General features: G+C 62.5%; 21 protein-coding genes. 7 read left to right on the plus strand and 14 right to left on the minus strand.

Annotated features, from left to right (window positions below):
• The 14 genes from DBR23_RS02610 to DBR23_RS02680 form a co-directional block, all read right to left on the minus strand.
• The coding region (locus tag DBR23_RS02610) for a hypothetical protein (RefSeq protein ID WP_108497214.1) at window positions 1-252 on the minus strand (252 nt) is incomplete at its 3' end.
• Window positions 252-890 carry a hypothetical protein gene (locus tag DBR23_RS02615; protein ID WP_108497215.1) on the minus strand — a complete coding sequence of 213 codons (639 nt, stop codon included), beginning with the start codon at window positions 888-890 and terminating at the stop codon, window positions 252-254. The genes DBR23_RS02615 and DBR23_RS02610, both read right to left, overlap by 1 nt.
• Before the next feature lie 3 nt (window positions 891-893).
• Entirely contained in the window at window positions 894-1,265 is a 372-nt protein-coding gene (locus DBR23_RS02620; RefSeq protein WP_108497216.1) for a hypothetical protein, read from the minus strand.
• A gap of 58 nt (window positions 1,266-1,323) precedes the next feature.
• Window positions 1,324-1,776 (minus strand): hypothetical protein, encoded by a 453-nt coding sequence (locus tag DBR23_RS02625; RefSeq protein ID WP_108497217.1) that lies wholly within the window; start codon window positions 1,774-1,776, stop codon window positions 1,324-1,326.
• A 13-nt stretch (window positions 1,777-1,789) separates the two neighbouring features.
• Window positions 1,790-2,908 carry a N4-gp56 family major capsid protein gene (locus DBR23_RS02630; protein ID WP_108497218.1) on the minus strand — a complete coding sequence of 373 codons (1,119 nt, stop codon included), beginning with the start codon at window positions 2,906-2,908 and terminating at the stop codon, window positions 1,790-1,792.
• A 191-nt stretch (window positions 2,909-3,099) separates the two neighbouring features.
• Window positions 3,100-3,675, minus strand: coding sequence for a Gp49 family protein (locus DBR23_RS02635; protein WP_108497219.1), 576 nt, complete (start codon window positions 3,673-3,675; stop codon window positions 3,100-3,102).
• An 8-nt stretch (window positions 3,676-3,683) separates the two neighbouring features.
• On the minus strand, window positions 3,684-4,121 hold the full coding sequence (locus DBR23_RS02640) for a RyR domain-containing protein (RefSeq protein ID WP_199227615.1): 438 nt from the start codon (window positions 4,119-4,121) through the stop codon (window positions 3,684-3,686).
• 3 nt (window positions 4,122-4,124) lie between these two features.
• The gene (locus DBR23_RS29500; RefSeq protein WP_158276417.1) at window positions 4,125-5,141 is read right to left on the minus strand and encodes a hypothetical protein; all 1,017 of its coding nucleotides are present in this window, start codon (window positions 5,139-5,141) and stop codon (window positions 4,125-4,127) included.
• A complete protein-coding gene (locus tag DBR23_RS02655) occupies window positions 5,138-7,285 on the minus strand; it encodes a hypothetical protein (RefSeq protein ID WP_146191201.1) in 2,148 nt (715 codons plus the stop codon). Before DBR23_RS02655 ends, DBR23_RS29500 begins: the two co-directional genes overlap by 4 nt.
• Window positions 7,275-7,877, minus strand: coding sequence for an HNH endonuclease signature motif containing protein (locus DBR23_RS02660; RefSeq protein ID WP_108497222.1), 603 nt, complete (start codon window positions 7,875-7,877; stop codon window positions 7,275-7,277). Before DBR23_RS02660 ends, DBR23_RS02655 begins: the two co-directional genes overlap by 11 nt.
• 78 nt (window positions 7,878-7,955) lie before the next feature.
• Window positions 7,956-8,279, minus strand: a complete 324-nt coding sequence (locus tag DBR23_RS02665; RefSeq protein WP_146191202.1) for a DUF5856 family protein — start codon at window positions 8,277-8,279, stop codon at window positions 7,956-7,958.
• Between the two features lie 160 nt (window positions 8,280-8,439).
• The gene (terL, locus tag DBR23_RS02670) at window positions 8,440-10,023 is read right to left on the minus strand and encodes a phage terminase large subunit (RefSeq protein ID WP_158276418.1); all 1,584 of its coding nucleotides are present in this window, start codon (window positions 10,021-10,023) and stop codon (window positions 8,440-8,442) included.
• A gap of 344 nt (window positions 10,024-10,367) precedes the next feature.
• Window positions 10,368-10,979: a hypothetical protein gene (locus DBR23_RS02675; RefSeq protein WP_108497225.1), complete on the minus strand. Its 612-nt coding sequence runs from the start codon at window positions 10,977-10,979 to the stop codon at window positions 10,368-10,370.
• Window positions 10,933-11,538: a hypothetical protein gene (locus DBR23_RS02680; protein WP_108497226.1), complete on the minus strand. Its 606-nt coding sequence runs from the start codon at window positions 11,536-11,538 to the stop codon at window positions 10,933-10,935. Before DBR23_RS02680 ends, DBR23_RS02675 begins: the two co-directional genes overlap by 47 nt.
• Window positions 11,539-11,790: 252 nt before the next feature.
• Between DBR23_RS02680 and DBR23_RS02685 the strand changes: the two genes are divergently transcribed.
• The 7 genes from DBR23_RS02685 to DBR23_RS02715 all read left to right on the plus strand — a co-directional run.
• A complete protein-coding gene (locus tag DBR23_RS02685; protein ID WP_146191204.1) occupies window positions 11,791-12,036 on the plus strand; it encodes a hypothetical protein in 246 nt (81 codons plus the stop codon).
• Window positions 12,037-12,189: 153 nt separating this feature from the next.
• Entirely contained in the window at window positions 12,190-12,501 is a 312-nt protein-coding gene (locus tag DBR23_RS02690) for a hypothetical protein (RefSeq protein ID WP_108497228.1), read from the plus strand.
• On the plus strand, window positions 12,498-12,749 hold the full coding sequence (locus tag DBR23_RS02695) for a hypothetical protein (RefSeq protein ID WP_108497229.1): 252 nt from the start codon (window positions 12,498-12,500) through the stop codon (window positions 12,747-12,749). The genes DBR23_RS02690 and DBR23_RS02695 overlap by 4 nt, the downstream gene beginning before the upstream one ends.
• 156 nt (window positions 12,750-12,905) lie before the next feature.
• Window positions 12,906-13,247 carry a hypothetical protein gene (locus tag DBR23_RS02700; protein ID WP_108497230.1) on the plus strand — a complete coding sequence of 114 codons (342 nt, stop codon included), beginning with the start codon at window positions 12,906-12,908 and terminating at the stop codon, window positions 13,245-13,247.
• Window positions 13,248-13,252: 5 nt separating this feature from the next.
• Complete coding sequence (locus DBR23_RS02705; RefSeq protein WP_108497231.1) at window positions 13,253-13,465, plus strand: hypothetical protein; 213 nt, start codon at window positions 13,253-13,255, stop codon at window positions 13,463-13,465.
• Between the two features lie 79 nt (window positions 13,466-13,544).
• Window positions 13,545-14,426: a hypothetical protein gene (locus DBR23_RS02710; protein ID WP_108497232.1), complete on the plus strand. Its 882-nt coding sequence runs from the start codon at window positions 13,545-13,547 to the stop codon at window positions 14,424-14,426.
• Between the two features lie 283 nt (window positions 14,427-14,709).
• A partial coding sequence (locus DBR23_RS02715) for a hypothetical protein (RefSeq protein ID WP_199227616.1) occupies window positions 14,710-15,303 on the plus strand: 594 nt, incomplete at its 3' end.

The following is a 15,303-nucleotide window of genomic DNA, read 5'->3' on the forward strand; positions in this document are numbered from 1 at the left end:
GATGGTGCGGTCGTCAATGCGGCCGGCGGCGGTGGTGATGCGGCAGGTCACGAACTCGTCGGCGTCCACAACGCCACCCGAAACGAAGGCGGTGGCCGTGGCGCTGGTGTTCGAGAAGGACTCCACCGTGATGCCCGCGCTGGGCACCCACTCAACGGACACGATCACATCCGCCAAAGGGGCGAGCCAGTCCGACCAATCGACCGTGTAGTCGAGGGTTGCGTCGGGATCTTTTTTGATCTTCGCGGCCATCACAGCCCTCCGTACTGAACGGAGCCAACCTGGCGCCGGGCCCGGGTCTGCTCTTCACGCGCGCGTGCGCAGTAGTCGCGGAACTTGAGCTCGTACTCTTCGGACTTGCGCTTGTTGAAGGTCTCCGCGTCCTGGACGTCGTATGCCAGGCGCTTGACCCAGTACAGCAGCGCCATGTGGTGCTGCTCGTCGATCTCGAACGAATCCCCCTCGCCCACCGGTTTGGGTAGGCGGAACACGTCCAACGCGACCTCGGCTGCCTCGTTGGGCAGGGGCCAGGCGCGGAGCGTGCCCTTCTCGATGCCGGCTACCAGTGCCTTCAGCGGGCCAGGGCGGCCGTCGAAGCGGATGCCGGATTGTTCGGAGCGCTCCTGGTTGACGACCTCAACCGGACGCCCCGTGCTCGTGAAATACGCTTTGCGCAGCTTCAGGATGCGCTTGCTGATCGGGTACCACTCTTCGCCCGCCGTGATGTCGAGCTTGAAGGAGCGCCCGTCTTCGATACCTTCCGTGAGGCGACAGAACTCCACCTGGGCCGCACTGATGTACGCATACACCTGCGGGTCCGAGAACAGGTACGGCTCTTCCTCGTCGCGCATCTCCACGCGAAACAGGCCGAGGAGTTCTGTCGTGTCCATGGGTTAGTCGTCCTTGCCGACCTTGAACTCAGTCCACAGGACGTCGCGCTCCTTGGCGCTCAGCTTCCAGCCCAGGATGGACTCGAGAGCCTGGTCGCGTGGGGCGCCACCGGCGGTGAAGTCGGTGCGCTCGTTGCGCAGCGCCAGCATCTCGAAAGCGGCGAAGATCTCTTCCTTGCGCTTGTTCGGGTCGGCGGGTTCGTTGGTTTTGACGGCTGGCTTCTCGTCCTGGATCTCGTCCTCGGGGACGGCGCCGATAGCCACTGCTTCGTTGTACAGCTCGGGCGGAACGTGCGTGGGCACGCCCTTTTTGAATTCGACCGACAGGCCAAGCACGGAGGCGAGGACGTGGTTGCGGTGATACGTGAACTTCATGACATTCTCCAACGTAGATAAGCGAACGGGGCGCTAGGCCCCGTTCAGAGAGACCCGATTAGTTCGGGTTGACCTCGGTGACGCGGCCGTCGATCACGTACTCCAGGCGGAGACGGAACTTGCCGGCCGTCGCGTTGGCCACCGTCGAGGCGATGGTCACGCGCACGTTCTTGCCGTCCGTAGCCGCCAGGCCCAAACCGGTCAGGGCGACCCGGGTACCGGCTGCGGACAGCAAGGTGGTGGCGGCCAGGAACGCGCTGGCGGAGCCAGAGGTACCGACGGCTGCGGTGTAGGCCGTGGGGCCCACACCCTGCTCTTCGACGATCAGGTCGCCACCGATCACCACCGCGCCCAGAGGCAGGTTGATGACTTCAAACACACCGGCGTCGGTATAGACCGAGCCGAAGGTCTTGGTGACGCCGTTGACGTCCTTCATCGTGTCGTTGAAGCTGAAGTCGAATTCAGCCGACATCACGGGCTGCGCGCCACGGGTTGCTTGTTTCAGAGCCATGGTGATGCCCTCCTTACTGAGCCACGTAGCACGAGATCACGCCGAAGTCTTCGACGGAGCCGTTCTCGTAGATGTTGCCGAACTTGGGCTTCAGGAAGCCGAGGATCTTGCCGACCGAGATACCTTGCGAGTTCTCGTAGTCGAAGCCCTTCTCGTTCCACTCGGGTGCGCCGATGTCAGCCATACCCAGCGCTTGCGCGCCGCAGAACAGGACCTGGCAGCCGTCCACAGTGCCGGATGCACCGTACTTCGAGCCGCTGGCCGCACCCACGGTGTTGGGCACATGGCGGAACTCGTGCAGGTAGATACCGTCGATCTTCACAGTCGCGCCGGTGAAGAGTGGGTTGGCCTTGTCACGCTCTTGCGCATGGCGCAGGTTGAGCATGTAGTTCTGGTCCATCTTCAGCTTGGCCATGGCCTGGGGCGTCAGGAAGGCGTGGTAGGTTTCCTCGCCGCCGTCTTCCTTCACGCCACGGATGTAGCGGTCCTTGGCGTAGGCCTTCAGCTGGACGAACATTTCCCACATCGGGGTGTCGGTTGCGGCCACACCGGAGGTCGCGGCGCCGGCCACCAGGGTCTTGGTGGACGAGGTGCCGTCCCAGCGCAGGCGGCGGGCGGCAGATGGGGCGCTCACATCAGCGGCGAACTCCAGGTACTGGAGGTCGGAGCCCACGCGGTTCGCACCGTTCGGCTTCTTGGTGTAGCTGATGCCGGCCAGGGTCTGGAACGCCAGCTGGTCCATGCGGTCGGCGAGCCAGTAGGCCAGCACGTCGCGGCTGTTGCCACGGAACTCCACAATGGATTTCTGGTCGGCCATGCGGCCTTCGTGGCGGTTGGCGTGGCGCAGCTGGTCGATGCGGATGACCTGGTCAAAGGTCTGCATCGCTTCTTCGTTGCCTTCCAGCGTGCGGTCACCTGCAACGCCGTCGCCGGTCAGGTCGGCCAGCAGCGTGATCACGGCGCGGGCGCCCTTCTCGGACTTCTTCAGCTCGGTGATGTGCTGAATCAGGCTGTTGGGGCCCTTGCCCAGGAAGCGGTTGATGAAGGAGTGGTTGCGGGCCTGTTTCCACAGGTCCATCGACCAGACGGTCTTTTGCTCGGACGTCAACAGCCCGAAATTGGTGAGTGCCATGATGGCGCCCTTTCGTTGATAGACAAACGACTGACCCAGAGGGCCTTCCCTTTGCCGATGTGTCGTCTCGACCAACGAAATGTTGGAAAGGTGCTGTCGGGACCTTTGCCATTAACCGATGAGGCGCATTCTAATCCATAAAAGATAAACGACAAGCGGCGCCGAAGCGCCGCTGTGATTTTGTTGTGCGGTTACTGGCAGGCGTCGCAGGTGTCGCCGGCGATGTCGCAGGCCTTGGAGCCAACGAGGAAGTCGACGGGTTGGACTTGCGCCAGGTTTTGGGAGGCCAGTTTGCTACGCAGCTCGTAGCCCATGAGGGGCCAAATCTTCTGCACTGCGTTCTCGCGGGCGATGCGGCGACCAATCTCGGCGTCGAAGTTCTCGGGGCTGGCGCAAGCGCTCTCACCAGTGACGGTGAATCCATTGCGCAGCACCAGGACGCAGAAGGTCAGTAGGCCGAGCGGGGCCTCAGCGACGATGGGCTTCTTCACCAATGGTAGTGGCACGTAGCCCTTCTCGCGTGACAGCTGGCCGACGTAGGTGTGTTCGCTGTAGTCGACGATGGCGTGCCCGGTGTCGGGGTTGTAGAACTCGTAGGCGGTAGGAGCTGCGGTGCCCGCCACCGCGTCTGCCGCAGTGAAGTAATGCTCGCTCGTAATGTTCGCCTGCACATCGGCCGGAGTGATGCGCGCAGCGGTCTTGCCCTTGGCTTGGATCAGTCGCTCGATGCCGGTGTCGGAGGTGTCTGGGGAGGGGATGTGGTTCATGGGTTCTCCTAGCGAGCCTGCTCGCGTGCGATTGCGTGGACGACGCCACGGAAGATGAAGTCCTTGGCCTTCTGCTCAGCGGGCAGATCGGCATACGGGACGATGCAAGGGTGCTCCTTCTTGACCGGGTCCTTGAGCGGGCCGTAGGTCCAGCCGGTGTCGAGCTTCTCGCGCATCCAGGCGTCGTGGCTGGCGCTCACGCCCAGGTTCGGGTCGCGTAGGTGCAGCTGGACGCCCTTGACGGCGCTGTCGCGCTGCCACTGCGGCGCGTCTTCCCAGTTGGTCTGGGTCATGTCGCCGATGGACTCACAGTAGGCCTTGTTGACCTCGTGTGCCACGCGGGCGATCGACAGTTCCAGGGGCGAGGCGAAGGCCTCGGCAGTCGCGCCGGTGGCCATGGCCACGGCGGTGGCTGCTTTTGCGACGGGGGACAGGTGTGCGCTCATGGCTTAGACCTCATCGCCGCGCATGCGGGCCAGCACGTCGTCGGGCAGCTTGCCGAAATCTTCCTGGCTCAGCTTCATGACGTCCTTGGCGGTCAGGGCCCCGCCCGCCTTGTCGCTGTCCATGCCCACCTTGGTCGTGCTGGGCGGGGTCTTGCCCACGGCGTCCAGGGTCTTCTTGACGGCGTCTTTCTTGCGCTCGGCCGCCACGTCCTTGGCAGGCACGCGGGGGGTGGTGTCGATAGCGGCTTCCTGCTTCTTGGTGGCCTTGCCGACGAGCTTCTCGACGGCCTTCTGCATGGCGGCGGTCGGGGTCAGGCCCTTGCGCTCGTAGGCGCTCTTGAGGTCGACCACGTCTTCCATCAGCTCGGCGTCGTAGTCCTCGTGGTCTTCGTTCAGCTGGGGGTAGGCAGCCTCGATGCGCTCCAGGGCGAGGCCGAAACGGGCGCGTTCGACAGCGCGGGCCTCGGCAGCGGCGATCTTGAGGTCGCTCTTGGCCTCGTTGACGCTGCGCTCCGCCTGGCGGATCTTGGCCATCAGCGCGGCGGCCTTGTCCAGCTCGCCCTCGCCCAGGAGCTTGTTGTACTCCTTCTCCATGCCCAGGATGCCCTCTTCGGCCTTCGTGATGTCCTGGTTCAGGTCGGCGACTTCGGCGCCCTTCTGGAACTGGGCCAGCTGGCGTTCCAGGTCAGCGCGCTTGGCGCGCTCCTTCTCCAGCAGGTCCTTGTGGCGCGACAGCGGGATGCGCTGCTCGCGTTTCTTCTCGGTCTTCTGCTCTTCGGTCTGCTCGGGGTCGGCGTCTGGGTCCGCATCCGGGTCAGCGTCGGGGTTCTCAGGGTCGACGTCCGGGCCAGGGTCAGCTGCAGCCTTGGCGGGCTTGATCGGCGCATCCGTGACGTCGTCATCGTCCGTAGGGGTGAAGTCGTCACCGCGGTCGGTCACGCCGGTACCGCCGGTGTCAGATCCGCCGTCGCCGGCGGGGCTCATGTAGCGCGAGAGGAGTTTCATCAAGAGCGGGTTCATCGGAGTCCTTTGGTTGGTTGGGTGGATTGAGGTTTCTGGGCGGCCGTGGCGGCCTCGAGGGAAGCCTGGGCGCGCTTGTCCATGCGCTCCTGGGCTTGCTGCTGGGCCCGCAGCGCCAGGTCGTCGTTGTGCTGCTGGCGCTTGAGGGCGAGGTTCTGGTAGTCGAGCTGGCGCTTGTGCTCGAACTCACGCTCGGCCAGGTCGGCCTCGTGGTTCGCTTGGGCGATCTCGAGCTCGGGGTTGCCTGCGTCGGGCACGTCAGGAGGCGTGTTGGCCAGCACCTGGGCTTTGACCATCGTTTCCTGGGTCTTGGCGCCCTTGAGCTGGGCATCTGCGTGTTTCTGGCTGGCCTCGCCTTCGGCCTTGGCGACTTCGGCCTCCTGCGCACGGCGCTGCAGCTCAGCTGCGGCCTGGGCCTCGGGGCTGGTCTTGTCACCCTCCATCTGCTTGATGACGTCCTTCTTGTTCATCAGGCGGCTGGAGTCGATCAGCACGCTGTCGGGGATCATCACGCCCATCTCGCGCAGAGCCACGGCCTGCTCGAACTGGCTGTCTTCCAGGGTCTCGCGGCGCGGCACGGAGCTCACCACCACGTCGTATTCGCCCAAAGTCAGGTCGTTGATGATCTGGCCTTCGGGGGTGACCTGGTTCACGGCGAAGGTCTCGGTCTCGCCAGTAGCCTGGTCGTGCGTGATGGTCAGGATGCGCTCTTCGGTGTAGAACTGCTGGACCAGGTCGAGGACGTTGCGCGCCAGGATGTGGTCGCTGCGGGTCAGGCTGTCCAAGGGCTTGGCCAGGTTCGTGCTGCCGGCCTGGCGCTTGGCCTGGATGGCCTTGGCGGCCACGTCCTCGCGGTCGAAGCCCTGCATGCTGTCCGACACGCCGGAGATCGTCTTGATGTGCTCTTCGGCCTTGTACGTGATGCGGTCCAGGCCGGTGGGCACCTGGTTGGGCTGGATCTTCTCGATGCCGTCGATCTCGTTGACCTCGACCACCAGCCCGGTCTGCGCGCCCTTCTGCTCCAGCTCCTCCACGGTCATGTTCGTGAGGGTGCCGGTCTTCACCTTCCAGCCGCTGTTGGCCGTGGTGTTGATGACGTGCAGCTCCTGGCTGGAGACCTTGTTCAGCAGCTCCTGGGGGCCCAGCAGGTTCTCGACCAGGCCGATGGTCGTGCCCCGGCGGAAGTACGGGAAGAACGGGACGACCGTGAAGTGCTTGTACGGGCTCCAGTCGTCGTGGAGGCGCACGTTGTCGGCGATCACGGTCCAGCGGATGCGGCGCACCAGCTTGGTCGTGACCTCCAGCCCGAACTGCTGGCGCATGAACGCGATCTTGTCGCGGCCGAAGTCATCGGGGATGGGCCGCATGTCACCTGTGGAGGGGTCCACGAAGTGTTTTTGGCGGTCCAACATGCGGTACTGGCGCTCAATCAGCCGGATGTTGCGCAGGACCGAGCTGTTGTCGTAGTCCCCGGTGTACATCGGGTTGAAGCGATCCCCGAAGCGGTCGCGGAAGGCCTGGATGCTGTCGTAGCCGTACGGGAAGAAGCTCTGCTCGCGGTTGCGCAGGTATTCGGCGTCTTCGGTGTTGTAGAGGACGGCGATGTCGTCGGCGGTGACCCATTTGGTCGTGAACACCTCGCTCCAGCTGTCGGGGTCGTACTCCTCGCCGTCCGGGTCGATGATGACGTTCTTGGGGTTGAGGTTGTCGATGACGACCTCGCCCTGCATGCTGTCGCCGTAGCCGATGCGGACGTCCAGGAAGCCCCGGCTCGTAATGACGCCGTCGGCGAACATGTCGCTGCGCTTCCAGTCGAGCTGGTTGTTGTCGCTGATCTGCTTGAAGACCTTGGTGAGGATGTCCGCGACCTCGGTCGGCGACCCAGAGCGCGGGCGGAAGCTCGTTTCGGCCCGGTTGTAGATCTGTTCGCCCATCACGTTGCTGATGGTCGAGAGGATCTTGTTGATCGTCAGCGCCGGGCGGCGAACGTTCTCCAGACGGGCCTTGTCGGCCTTGTCCCACTGGTCACCGCGGAAAAACGCGTCGCACTTCTCCGCTTTCTGAACGAACTGGGCATGGCCGTTGTCCCGGGCCCAACAAAACCGCGTCCATTGTTTTGTCGCCAACTGCGTATCAATCGGCATAGCTGTTCCCCTTCTTCGAGTTCTCTTCTTTGGAGAGCAGCTGCAGGTTGTTCTCGACGTGCAAGCCGCACACCGTCTTGCCCTTCAGAGGGACGATGTGGTCGACGTGCAGACCCGACTGCCGGGCGGCGACGTAGATGGCCTTGATGGCGGCCTTATCCGCCCAGGCGGGGGTTGCATGGGACACCCCGCGCCTGCGAAGTCGCATGGTCGTACGGTGCACTTCCGGGCGGCGGGCGCGGTACGCGCGCTTGTACGCTGCCGTGCGCTCCTGCACAGCGGGGTCCTGCGAGTAAGCTCGCTGCTTCGCCGCCAGTTCATCGCGACGTGCAGCGCGGTACGCCGCAGATGTGGCGGCGATGTGATCGGCATTAGCCTCCGCGTACAGGCGGTCAGCGCCGGGGTTGCGCGCCTTCCAGGCGCGCTTGATCTCCGTCGAGCGCTCGCGGTTCGCCTCTACCCAGGCCTGCACCCGGGCGTTTTCGGCGTCTTTGTTGGCGAGGTAATACGCGCGCTTCTGGGCGGCGATCTCCTCTTTGAGGCGAGAGCGGCGCTCCCGGTCGTAGGCGGATTTCTTTTCTTTAGGTGTCACGGTGGCGGACCCGCTCGCGCGAGTGGTCCGCCGTGCCGATCAGGCCGGTTTCATGTGTTTGTGGGGTGGGCGCGCTCATCATTTCAGGTAGCGGAGCTTGTAAATCGTCTGCGAGGTCAGGGCCTGCAGCTCCGCCAGGATGTTGGCCAGGGCCTGGTTTTTGCCGTCCTCGGCCAGTTCGGCGTCGATCTTGTCGAGGTACGTGGTCAGAAAGACGATCGGCCGACCGGAGGGCAGTTCGGCGGCCGGAAAAGTGGCGATGCGGCCCTCGGTGCCCATGTACACCTCGGCGTACTGGTCAACGAGGGGCAGGAGGTCGTCGTAGAAGCCGCCGAGGGCGACGTGTTCGGAGTACGACTCGCTGGAAAGATGGGCCAGATGGGCTGCGGTGCGCAGCGCCATGCTGTCGGCGATGAATTGGGGGCAGCTCACAGCTTTGAGCCTCCCTTGGCGGCGTCCCAGCGGAAGAACGGGTTGCGGAGGCGCCATACCTTGGCTGTAGCGACGCTACGGCCCACCATGATGCCGATCTGGGCCCCGCAGTCGAGCATGCGGATGCGGATCAAGCTGCCATGTGGCTTACCGTCCCGCCGAGCATGCTGAGTTTCTTGCGCCATGATTCCGGTTCCTTCGTCTTCGGCTTGCGCGGGGGCTCTTTGCCCACCGCCATCGTCGCCATCCAGGCCAGGGCGTCCACCTGGTCGTCGTGCACACCTGCCGGGAAGCGCAGCATCTCGGTCCGGGCGGTCTCATACCACTCCGCAGTGTCCGAGAAGCACACCATCCCCTGCTGCATGCGCCCCTGGAGCGGTCGCGCGCGGGCCATCTTGTCGGTGATGGGCTTCAGCAGCACGGTCGAGGGGTAGAACCTGCGCTCCCGCATGCGCTTTTTGAGGAGCGTCTCGATGGCGCGGAAGATCTGACCGTCCTCGAACCCGAGCTGTAGGTGCGGACTATACCATTTCTGACAAAGATTTAAGATCGACTCAACGATGAACATGCCGTCGCCGCTCTTGAAGCGCACCATGTCCACCACATGGAGAACGTCGTCGCAGTCCTGCAGCCCGACCACCCCGACGGTGTAGTCGTTCTGCTTCTTCTCGCTGATGGCGAAGTCGAATGCGACAAAGATATTCGATTCCCGCAGCAGCGGCGGCTTGCCCCGGCGGAAGTTCTCCTTGGTGAAGTACGCGCCGTCGTCCGGCACAGGGTTCTGCTGGTACAGAGCCGCCCAGAAGCGGTTCGGGATCGTCTTGCGGATGCGGTTGAGCTTGACCAGGTCGTAGCGCTCGGGGTGCAGGGGCTCGCCCTTCTTGCGCAGGGGCCGGCCGTTCGGTGGCGGGGTGTCGTAGACGATCAGGTCCGTGTCGTAGTCCAGGTACTCGTCGGACTCAGCCACGGCGGGGTATTTCACGAGCTCGAACTGGTCGGCTTCATCGTCCGTGGCCATGGCCGTCTGCAGGCGCCCGGCCAGGTCATCGTCGTGCCACCAGGTCTGGATCACCAGCACCCCGCCGCCGGGGGCCAGCCGAGTGTACGCCGTCGAGCCGTACCAATCCCACAGCTTCTCGCGCACGTCGGCGCTGTCAGCCTCCTCAGCATTCTTGATCGGGTCGTCAATGACCAGGACGTGGGCGCCCTTGCCGGTGATACCGCCGCCCACACCAGCAGCGACGTAGCCGCCGCGCCCGTTGGCCAGACCCCATTCCTCGTTGGAGCGGAAATCCGGGTTCAGGCGGGCATCGAACACGCTCTGGTAGGCCGGGTCGTCCATGGCCTCCTTCACCTTGCGGCTGAAGGACATCGCCAGCGACACGTTGTACGCGCAGGCGATCACCTCGTGGTCCATGTGCCGGCCCAGGTGCCAGGCCGGGAACATGCGGGAGGCGAGTTCAGACTTCCCGTGCCGTGGCGGCATCAGGATCATCAGCCGGGGGCTCAGACCCTTCGCCACGTCGTCGCTGAACTTCTCCAGACGCCGACATATGTCCCGGTGAACCCAGCCCGCGTCGTATCGGGGGTTCAGGCGTTGCACGAAAGGCAGCAAGCGCCGCTTGCACAGGATTCGCGCCGCCAGTTCCGCCTGGGCTGCCGCCAGGGGGCTTGCCGGAATAGAGGGTGATGGCGCCGCTGCGGAGAGCGTCATAGAGGGCTCTGCCGGATCGGGCGTTGAAGTCGTCGGCGATTCCGCGGAGGAAGGCTTTGCGCCGGTGCTCGAGGCGCTGCCGCTGGGAGAAGTGCGCTTGCGTCCAGGCGCTGGCGTGGCACTCTTCCGCGGGGTAGCCTTCGGCTTCGTAGTGGTCGTACGTTTCGCGGTAGTCGGCTTTGAAGGCTTCGTCGTAGTGCGAGCCCGGACCGAGGGCGCGGTTGCGGCCGGTGTCCGCTGGCTCGCCGAAGAGGCGCGCGTTGAGGTCTTCGTAGTCGAGGCCATCAGATCCTCTGATCATGTGATCCTTTCCGGCCAGAGGCCTTCGCGCAGGGGTTGTTGGGTCAGTCCCAGGAAGAAGAGGCGCCACCGCCACCGAAATCACCACCGCCACCAGAGTCATAGGACGGTGCAGGCGCGGGCGGCTCGTAGCCGGTCACGGACGCGATCTGCGCCTGGACCGCGGCGACCGACGGCAGGTCCGGCACGTAGGGCGGGTCCATGGCGTAGTTGTGCGACTGGCGCACCTGGCGGCGGCGCTCGACGCCGTGGGCAGGCAGGCCACGGGGCGCTGGCTTGATGCCGGTGCGGTCGGCGAGCACCGCCTGCACCTGGAGCAGTTTCTTGGCGTCGGCCATGTCGTCGATGCTCAGTGGCGTGGGCTGGTGGTGCTTGGTCAGGTCTTCGGTGTGGGTGCCGTAGTTCCGGGTCACGTTGGCGTTGTTGACGGCGCAGATGCGGTCCATCAGCTGCCGCGTGCGGGCGGCCTGGGCCACGGCTCCTGGGCGGTTGGCTTCAGAGACCGGCTCCTGGGCCAGGAACGGGTGCTGCGGGGCGAGCGGCGTGGGGCTCGGGGCTGACACAGGCGGCAGACCGGCGCCTGTGAGGCGGGTCAGCCAGGCCTGGAACTTACTCTTCCAGTTGCGGGGTGTGCCCGAGGGCGGATTGGGGGTCATTCATGGCTCCTTGCTCGATGATTTTCAGCAGTTCTTCGTCAGATAAACGACCCAACTGCGCGACGTTGACCTGGCCGTTGAGCGTCACATTCACCTGGGTCTTGGTGGGCTCGTAGTAGCCGCACATCTTGCCCACCTCCCGCGCGGCCGAGACCATCGTGGCGGGTTCGGACATGAGCTTGGCCATGTCGTACGACTCCAGCAGCATGTCCATGACCTTCTTGCGGGTCATCTGGCTGGCCTCTTCGTAGAGGCGCTTCTCTTCGTGGTACAGGGCCAGGATGTTGGGCATCTTGGCCATGCGGTAGCCGTAGGAGGGCTGGTCGTTGTACCCGGCGCGGGCCATTGCGTTGGGGATGGTGTCGCCCTCAGCCCAGAACTTCACGAACGCGCGCTGCTGGGTGGTCAGCGGCTTGTCGACGGGGACCAGCGCGGCTGCAGCCATGGTCGATGTGTTGGTCGCGGTGCGCACGGCAGCGGCGCGCTTACCCACATCGCTCTTGGCACGGGGGTGCGCAGCCTTGGGTGGCTTGGCTTTGGGTGCGGGGGTTTTTGGCATGCCGTTCGATTGTAGATGAAAGATTACATGCTATGGAAATGATAGCTAAATCTGGCGTGCGGATTTTTTGGAAAATTTTTGGCGCGGGCGGCCGCGTGAGGCTCTCCCCTACCCCGCTCGAATCCGCCACCCCACTTCGGATTCGTGTTCAGCTACCGGGATAGGGGACCCTAAGCCCACGAGCAGCAAGCTGCTCGTCTGTGTGCGTTGTTCGAGCACGTTCGCTCGTTCATCTTCATTGGAGCACACATCATGACCACATCTACCATCGGCAAGACCATCGGCTCTGCAATCGGCAAGGGCGCAGCGTACACCGCACACGGTGCGATCCGCGCAGCCCAAGGCACAGGCCGCTTCGGCCAGGACGTTGTGCTCGGTGCAACCGAGGGCTACGCATCCAAGGCCAGCGAGCTGGCCGCTGCACGCGCAGCCATCGCTGCTGAGCGTGGCGGCAAGGCCATCAAGGTCACCGTGTCGAAGCGCCGCGTCGCTGCGTGATCGACAGGCTGAGCCCCGAGGGGCTCAGCCCAAAGTCCTCAGAGCATGGGCCCATGGGGCTCTGCAGCTATCAATTTATGAGCATCATGCGCAGCGCATGGGCTCAACGCCGCATGGAGCTTAGCTGCCGTGCTACTGAATTAGGAGCATCAAATGATCGATGCAGTGTTGTTGTTCGGAGCGATGAATGTGCTCTTCGAGTTCATCTTGCTCTCGATGGTCACTCCGAAATGGAGGTTGAGGTTGCTCGGCAATCGTAATAGTCAGGCGCTATTGCACTTCGCTTGTCTATTGATAAACCTCATGATTCATTGGGGGACGTTGATTGGAACGATGAGCGGAATCTTCTCGTTTATCTGTTCGATCGGCACTGTTGCCGTCGCCCGTTTCGTGTTCGGCTACGTCGAGCACGGTCGTTTCTACAAAGTCGGACTCGTGAAGTACCGGCATGAGGAGTTGCAATGAACTTCCAGGGATACCGCAACGCGGAGACTGCGGCCATCGAGCAAAGCCGCCGCGATCCAAGCCAAACGTACTACGTCAACTGGATCGAAGACAACGAGTGGTGCGTCGACACAGTACCCGAACTCGACGGCCAGCCTGCATGGAAAGCTGGTGTTCGCGTCGAAGGCGAGCCGCTGCTCGACACCACAACGCGAGCCGTCTGGATCACAGACCGCCGCGATTTCAAACAACACAAGGAGCCGATGTGACACCGCGCACTCGCTCCTACCCATACCCAGTTCATGCGCCATCGCGCAACTGGTTCGTTCGTGCACTGCGCCGCTTCTGGCGCTGGTGCTGAAGACAACGAGCAGCAAGCTGCTCGTCTGTTCGCTCATTCGTCATTCACTAACTGAAAGCAAGCCATGAAGTTCATCATCGCCCGCAACACGGTGCAAGCAGTCTACGCCGCGTCAAACGAGATCGTCGCGTCCACCGGCGAAGGGCAACAACGCACGCTGCCCAGCAACGAGGTCATCAACGCCAAAGACACGCTGGCCAACGTCAGCATGCGCGGCGTGGAAGACAACATCGTCATCGAGGTCAATGACGAGATCGTGCTGCGCTACCTGGCGCTGTACGTGAAGACCACGCGGTTGATGCTGCCACTGGTCAAAGCCGCCACCGGCATGTGGAACGCAGTGCAGGCACTCATCAAAAATGACTGCGAAGACCTGGTCGCGTTCGTGCTCAAGCGCAAGGAGTAATCACCATGGCCATCAAAGTCACCGTCCGCCAAAAACGCATCGTCTACGACACCACCATCTCGATCACATCGTTCGACGGCGAGATCCGCGACATCGTCGATGAAGAAGCAGACCCAGAGACCGTGCTCATTCGCAAGGTCGAAGGTCTCGCTGCGCTACTCGGTTGCAGCGAAGAAAAAGCACAGCGTCTGATTCTCGAACGCTGCGAACTCCCCTGAACCCAGCCTCGTGTGCTCGTCACTGAGCACACCGGGATGCGACAGCATCAATCAAAGTTCATTTATCAAAGGAAACATCATGTCTCAAGTCAACACCTCCACTGCCACGTTCTGCATCTTCGATTTCATCCGTGACGTACCCAACGTCGATGTCGCTGCGCAAATCGCCCAAGGCGTTGCGTGGCGCATCGACACCCTCATCCAAGGTGCTGCGCGTCAACTGTTCAAGACAGTGCGCGAAGACCAACTCAAGAAAGGCACCGACGGCCTGGCTGAAATCAGCATGGCCCTCAAGGAGCAGTCGTTCGCTGAACACGCGTTCGAAGAAGCTGGCTCTGCCACCACCGGCGCTGTTGCCGCCATCAAGGAACTGATGCTGTGGCGCGAGGCTGCCTACAACCAGGCTGCTGAACTCACTGCGCTGTGCATCGACTATCAAGGTCGTCCCAAGACCTTCGTGATCCCAGATCTCGACGAAGTGTTCTTCAACGAGGTCTCGCTGAAGGTCAAGCCTCAGACCAAGCGTCGCATCGCCATGAGCGTCGAGCGTCGTGCCAAGGCCTACGATCTGAGCGACGAAGAAGTCAAGGCGCAGGTCGCACGTCGTGTGCAGCGTGAAGAAGACAAGCTCAGTGACGTGAGCGCTACGCTGCAGGACCAAGCAGGTGCTGTGCACGAGATGTTCCGCCAAGCGTGCGCAGTGCCTCTCGATGCAGACGTCGGCCGTGAGTTCCACACCATGGCCATCGAGAACCAGCGCACGCTGATTGAGTCGGCAATGGTGGCTGCTGATCGCGCTGAAGAGTACGCGACGTCGTCATCGAACATCACGGATGCTGAGTTCGACGATGTGTGCATGTGCGTGCTCAACGTGAACAAGCAGCTCAAGCTCGTGCTGAACAGCTCGCGCTTCAAGACGCATGCTCAGCGTGAAGCGGCTGCCGCTGTGAACGTCGGCTGATTGGGTGCAGAGCTTCGGCTCTGCCCCTTTCTCCGCGGTGTAGAGTTATGGGCAAAAGTGCGCCGTCCGAAACCTTACGACTTACGCTTCATTTCCAAAACTCTTTTTTAGAGTAATTAGTACCTATCTATATAGATTTATATTTATTTATTCTCTTAGAAGTTTATATTTATAAGTATAAGAATGTAAGGTATTAAATAGATAGAGATCCAGTGTGTACCCACTGACTGTTTTGCCTGTACAGTCTCGTCTCCTGATCGAACATCTGTCAAAGATCGAAGCCATGAACATCATCTTCCTTGAGGCTGCTGTGCCTCTCACCAAGACCTACTCTAAGTCTGCAGGCACCATCGTCAAGACGCCCTACCCCTTCGTGTGGGAGTTCACCTCGCACACCGAGTCCTGCAAGTCGTTGGCTGAACTCGAACATCTTTTAAAGACTCACGCTGCGCTCGGTCACTGCGCACTCAAGGGCACCATCTCCCGCCCACTGGTCAAAGAATCTCGCGCTGGCAGCACAGACACCAACAGCACCACTGAATGGGTCGTGCTGGACCTGGATGGTCTGCCTGAAACCATCGACGTGAATGGGCGCCAGACACCACTCACTATCGACCTGTTCCTGAACGAGATGGGTCTGGGCGATGTGTCCTACGTTGTGCAGTGGTCTGCCTCGTATGGCATCGAAAACCAGCGCCTGCGTGCTCACGTCTTCATGCTGCTCGACAAGCCCTACGCTGCCCCGCTGCTCAAGCAGTGGCTCATCCAGAAGAACCACGAGGTGCCACTGCTGCACAGCTCAATGGGCCTGACCAAAACAGGCAACGCAATCTCCTGGCCGCTGGACATCAGCGCATGCCAGAACGACAAGCTGATC

The sequence above is a fragment of the Acidovorax sp. HMWF018 genome (genome assembly GCF_003061035.1).
Classification (GTDB): domain Bacteria; phylum Pseudomonadota; class Gammaproteobacteria; order Burkholderiales; family Burkholderiaceae_C; genus Acidovorax; species Acidovorax delafieldii.

What these genes read in the sequence shown, in the direction of transcription:
- DBR23_RS02615 (WP_108497215.1), bottom strand. Translation starts at nt 890, where the DNA reads ATGGACACGACAGAACTCCTCGGCCTGTTTCGCGTGGAGATGCGCGAC.
- DBR23_RS02620 (WP_108497216.1), bottom strand. Translation starts at nt 1,265, where the DNA reads ATGAAGTTCACGTATCACCGCAACCACGTCCTCGCCTCCGTGCTTGGC.
- DBR23_RS02625 (WP_108497217.1), bottom strand. Translation starts at nt 1,776, where the DNA reads ATGGCTCTGAAACAAGCAACCCGTGGCGCGCAGCCCGTGATGTCGGCT.
- DBR23_RS02630 (WP_108497218.1), bottom strand. Translation starts at nt 2,908, where the DNA reads ATGGCACTCACCAATTTCGGGCTGTTGACGTCCGAGCAAAAGACCGTC.
- DBR23_RS02635 (WP_108497219.1), bottom strand. Translation starts at nt 3,675, where the DNA reads ATGAACCACATCCCCTCCCCAGACACCTCCGACACCGGCATCGAGCGA.
- DBR23_RS02640 (WP_199227615.1), bottom strand. Translation starts at nt 4,121, where the DNA reads ATGAGCGCACACCTGTCCCCCGTCGCAAAAGCAGCCACCGCCGTGGCC.
- DBR23_RS29500 (WP_158276417.1), bottom strand. Translation starts at nt 5,141, where the DNA reads ATGAACCCGCTCTTGATGAAACTCCTCTCGCGCTACATGAGCCCCGCC.
- DBR23_RS02655 (WP_146191201.1), bottom strand. Translation starts at nt 7,285, where the DNA reads ATGCCGATTGATACGCAGTTGGCGACAAAACAATGGACGCGGTTTTGT.
- DBR23_RS02665 (WP_146191202.1), bottom strand. Translation starts at nt 8,279, where the DNA reads ATGGCGCTGCGCACCGCAGCCCATCTGGCCCATCTTTCCAGCGAGTCG.
- terL (WP_158276418.1), bottom strand. Translation starts at nt 10,023, where the DNA reads ATGACGCTCTCCGCAGCGGCGCCATCACCCTCTATTCCGGCAAGCCCC.
- DBR23_RS02675 (WP_108497225.1), bottom strand. Translation starts at nt 10,979, where the DNA reads ATGACCCCCAATCCGCCCTCGGGCACACCCCGCAACTGGAAGAGTAAG.
- DBR23_RS02680 (WP_108497226.1), bottom strand. Translation starts at nt 11,538, where the DNA reads ATGCCAAAAACCCCCGCACCCAAAGCCAAGCCACCCAAGGCTGCGCAC.
- DBR23_RS02685 (WP_146191204.1), top strand. Translation starts at nt 11,791, where the DNA reads ATGACCACATCTACCATCGGCAAGACCATCGGCTCTGCAATCGGCAAG.
- DBR23_RS02690 (WP_108497228.1), top strand. Translation starts at nt 12,190, where the DNA reads ATGATCGATGCAGTGTTGTTGTTCGGAGCGATGAATGTGCTCTTCGAG.
- DBR23_RS02695 (WP_108497229.1), top strand. Translation starts at nt 12,498, where the DNA reads ATGAACTTCCAGGGATACCGCAACGCGGAGACTGCGGCCATCGAGCAA.
- DBR23_RS02700 (WP_108497230.1), top strand. Translation starts at nt 12,906, where the DNA reads ATGAAGTTCATCATCGCCCGCAACACGGTGCAAGCAGTCTACGCCGCG.
- DBR23_RS02705 (WP_108497231.1), top strand. Translation starts at nt 13,253, where the DNA reads ATGGCCATCAAAGTCACCGTCCGCCAAAAACGCATCGTCTACGACACC.
- DBR23_RS02710 (WP_108497232.1), top strand. Translation starts at nt 13,545, where the DNA reads ATGTCTCAAGTCAACACCTCCACTGCCACGTTCTGCATCTTCGATTTC.